Source organism: Nostoc sp. (assembly GCF_035638895.1).
Classification (GTDB): Bacteria; Cyanobacteriota; Cyanobacteriia; order Cyanobacteriales; family Nostocaceae; genus Nostoc.
Window position 1 is genome coordinate 1 of sequence record NZ_DASQZC010000653.1, and the last position, 1628, is coordinate 1628.

The window sequence follows — 1628 nt, forward strand, 5'->3', positions numbered from 1 at the left end:
TTCTACAACCCTAATGGTAATTCATCTGGTGGTTTATTTGCGACTCTAAGTGGTGCGCCAACTCTGACGGCATCAGATTTTGTCTTGCAAGCATAATTCGGACAAAACATAAAGTTCCTTGCAAGGAACTTCAAACGTCAATTTCATACAGCTTATTTAGTGCAGCTTTGCAACCTCATCTCGCTTGCGGGATGGGGTTTTTTAATTTGCGGATTTAGTACCTACTACAAGCTTCAATTTACGTCTTCTTTGTGACACTTGTGTATGTAGATGCGATCGCTAATAAAGCCTTTGCATAAGTCCTAAACTGGACTTATAACCGTGTATTTACTGAGGTAACTACCATGATTTACACAATAAGCTTTATGGTGCATTCTTGCCTTGCTAACAAAGAATATTACTTTTACTAGCAAAAGCAGGTGTGAGAAAGCGAAGACACTATTAATAAAAGTCATCATGAGCGTATCATTTACAAATGCCACTAACTTCCTAGCTGGGACAAATCCCAATTCCGTTACGGTGGAAGATATTGACGGTGACGGTAAAAAGGATTTGGTGGTAGCTAACTCCGGTTCCAACAATGTCTCGGTGTTGCAAAACGATGGTAATGGCGGCTTTGGCTCTGCCACCGACTACCCAGCTGGGACATTTAGCAATTTTGTTGTTGTAAAAGACTTCAACGGTGATAGCCAACTAGATTTTGTAGTCACGAACTATGATTCCAGCACTGTCTTGCTGCTACTGAACAATGGCAATGGCGGCTTTGGCACTTCCACCAGTTTCTTAGTTGGGGCACAACCCATTTCTATTGCTGTAGGAGACTTTAACGGTGACAACAAACTCGACTTGGTGGTAGCTAACTATGGTTCTACCGATGTCTCGCTCCTGGTGAACAATGGCAGTGGTGGCTTTAATGCTGCTACCAGTTTCACAGTTGGAACAAAACCCCGTTCGGTTGCCGTGGGAGACTTCAACAGTGACGGCAGCCTAGATATTGTAGCAGCAAACTATAATTCCGCTAATGTCTCGCTTTTGCTAAACAATGGCAGTGGTAGCTTTAACGCTGCCACCAACTTCACAGCTGGGTCAGGTCCCTCTGCCGTTGCTGTGGCAGACATTGACGGTGACACCAAACTCGACTTGGTAGTGGCTAACTATAGTTCCAACGATGTCTCAGTACTGCTGAACAATGGCAGTGGCGGCTTTAATACTGCTACCAGTTTCGCAGTCGGCACAAATCCTCGTTCCGTTGCTGTGGCAGACATTGACGGTGACGGTAAAAAGGATTTGGTGGTAGCTAACTCCGGTTCTGGCAATGTTTCAGTGCTAGTGAACGATGGCAATGCCGGCTTTAACACTGCCACTGATTTCACAGTCGGTTCAATTCCTGAGTCCGTTGCTGTGGAAGACTTTGACGGTGACACTAAACTCGATTTAGTAGTAGCTAATGCCAGTTCAAGCAATGTCTCTGTGCTGCTAAATACTTCCAATTATAAACCCACAGATTTGATATTTACCGCTAGCAGCAATGACGATGACGATGATGACGATAGTGGTAGTGGTGATGGAGATGATGATGATCAAACAATCATCGGTAACTTCACCACCATTGACCCAGACCTAGATGA

The 1628-nt window shown here is 44.4% G+C and carries 1 protein-coding gene; it reads left to right on the top strand.

Annotated features, from left to right (window positions below; all coding sequences use genetic code 11):
• Nucleotides 1-456: 456 nt before the first annotated feature.
• The coding region (locus tag VE944_RS31065) for an FG-GAP repeat domain-containing protein (RefSeq protein WP_324986717.1) at nt 457-1628 on the top strand (1172 nt) is incomplete at its 3' end.